The sequence below is a fragment of the Psittacicella gerlachiana genome, from assembly GCF_003585965.1.
Lineage (GTDB): Bacteria > Pseudomonadota > Gammaproteobacteria > Enterobacterales > Psittacicellaceae > Psittacicella > Psittacicella gerlachiana.
Genome location: NZ_NRJF01000210.1, coordinates 1 through 2,756, shown reverse-complemented (window position 1 = coordinate 2,756; position 2,756 = coordinate 1). Strand labels below are relative to the sequence as shown.

The 2,756-nt window shown below is 31.0% G+C and carries 1 protein-coding gene; it reads right to left on the bottom strand.

Annotated features, from left to right (window positions below; all coding sequences use genetic code 11):
- Positions 1-708: 708 nt before the first annotated feature.
- The gene (locus tag CKF59_RS06670; protein WP_119535165.1) at positions 709-2,148 is read right to left on the bottom strand and encodes an MFS transporter; all 1,440 of its coding nucleotides are present in this window, start codon (positions 2,146-2,148) and stop codon (positions 709-711) included.
- Between the last annotated feature and the right edge of the window lie 608 nt (positions 2,149-2,756).

Here is a 2,756-nt window from a genome sequence, read left to right as displayed (position 1 = left end):
TTACTATATAGTCCTCAAATAAAAAATTACCAACATCAAAAAATTGATAAAGATTTGCACCACTAGGAAAAACCTCAAAAAATTTTATAGATTATAAGATTATTCAATAACCTAAAAAATCTGTAAAGCAAGAGCACAATTATATGAAGAAAAATGCTCTTCTATTTACTACTTTTTCCTACGCTTATTTTACCACAGTTCAAAGAAAAAAGTATTTAATTTTCAAAGAAAAAAATCTAAACTTTATTCTCAACCTTCTGGAGAAAATACCTTAAAAAAGCAATCACAAAGTTAATTAATCCCATATCTTCTTATAAGATTAAGAAAATATCCCTAGATTTTCTAGGCTTTTTCTCAACAATCAGAAAATTTTCTTATACTCAAGGTATAGTTTTGACTATCAGTGGATCTCTATTTTTTGGGCTCTTGATAAAAATCACCTAACTAAATAACATTTTTAATTTATCATTCACTCTATAATTATTCATCACTCCAATTTATAATTATTCATCATCTATTCTCTTACTCCCCACCATATAATTAGATAGATGTTCGTCTACTATATTATTACTTTTAAAAGGGGCTAAGCTTATAACAAAAGATTAAAAACTTAAAAATATTAATGGCTAGAACCTAGGTTCTAGCCATTAATTAACAGGAATAATATATAACAAAACAAAAGATAACTTGATAACATTATCAATAGCTTTACTGCTCTTCACGTCCTTGGACAAAATAATCAGAGTTTTGTTTTACCCGAATATCTGGTCTAAACTTGCGATAATAAAGGATGATCAAGATTGCAGAAATAATTAAAGTACTTGCATTAATGAGTAAAAGAGTTACACCATTAAAACTCGGAATATGAGCAAGTAATGCAACAATCAATCCCGCACAACATAAACGAGTAGAAACAAAAATCGAACTTGCAGTTCCAATCATATTGTTATAGTCAAGGAAGAATAAGCAAGTCATATTCCCAATGACAAAAGAAGTAAAGAATACGGTTAAAGCTAAAGCCACAACAATCCCAATTAAAGTTACCCCACTAAAAATTACATAAAAACTTACCAAGGTTGACACAGCTTGTAAGATCGAAGCCCACAACCAAACTTTTGCGGGATTATAACCTAATTTAAGGAGAGTTGAGTTTATATGTAAACCTACTGCCATAACTATAGTATTAATCAATACTAAGTACGCAAAATTTTCAGGTGCTACATGATAATCAACAATATATACCATTGGCAACATTGTTGGCATTACCACCGTTGACACCGTAAAAATGCTGTTAATGACAATTAAGCCTAAAGAACGTTTGCTTTTAAAAATTGCTCCATATTTTTGAGCAATTAGCTTTACTTGTAAGGGTTGACGCTTACTTGGCTCTAGAGTTTCAGGAATAAATTGAGCAAAGCAAATAAGAACAATCAGGATTACTAAAGATAAAATCCCAAAGATTGCCTGCCAACCTAAATAAATATAAATCCATGCCCCAATTAAAGGAGCGATAACCGGAGTAAAAACAAAAAGACTCGACATTATCGAGCTATAGATTGCATAACGCTTTGCGGAAAAGCAATCTCGAATAATAATACTTGGAATAACTCCTAAACCAGAAAAACTTAAGCCTTGTAGAATACGAATCCAAACTAATTCAGCATAACTAGTTGCATTCATTAACCAAAGATTAAGAGCAATCCCTATATAGCCACAGATTAAGATTACCGCTTTACGCCCCCAGCGATCCATAATCGGTCCCCAAATTAGCTGACCAGCTCCGTTACCTATGGTGTACAGAGAAATAATCGCAGTAATAGCAGCTACTTTCACCTGAAAAGCAGCAGTCATTCCCTCAATGGCAGGAGCAAAACTATTATTCACAAAACCAGCAAACATACAAAGAAAGTACATCAGGGTAAAGAACCAAATACCTGCAGGAAGTTGTTCTTGTAATTGTTGCTGAAAAGGAGAGATCTCTTCAAAGCCAACTTTGCCGGTATCTAAACTTGCCTCTCTTGTGTCTATAGTTGAGGTATTATCAATATCTACATAATCTGTACTAGCACAGTTACTTTGCTCTTGGTAATATTCTAAATGCTTATCTTGTTTCTTTGGTATTTGTGAGTCTGATAAATTACGAGACATAAACACACCAATAGATCAAAGATCCCTCTCATTTTATCACAAACCTCAAGTTAGCTCTGAAATTATCTTGCTAACTTTCTTTTTTCAAAAGAGTTTTTTCTTAACCTCAAGCAGATTTTTTGTCATCAGTTTCTAATAAGCTTTTGTTCTTAGCTCCCATTTTACCTATTGCTCTAACTCTCTATTTATACATCCTTTCTGTTATATATTTTCATATCTTTGCTGTTATATTTTCACATATCTTTGATACTATTTGCTTACATATCTTTGATGCTATTTGTTTACATATATTTCTTGTTACCCTCTACATATGCTTCCCGCTATATATTTATTTCTCATCTCTTCTAAAAGTTATAATAAAACTACAAACTAGTTCTAAATGTTGCTCAATATTTATATCCTTGTCTTTATTCACCTTATAAGTTCATAAACTTATTCATGACTCCACTTATTCATGACATAAGAGATAAAATTTTTAACTTATAATCGATCAATGACTCTAAAAAACTCTATAACTAAATTAGATATTTTTCTTAAAGATATAAACCTAGTTAGAGAAAAGTAACCTAATTTAACTTTCAAATTAATTCTAACTTATTGCTTTATTT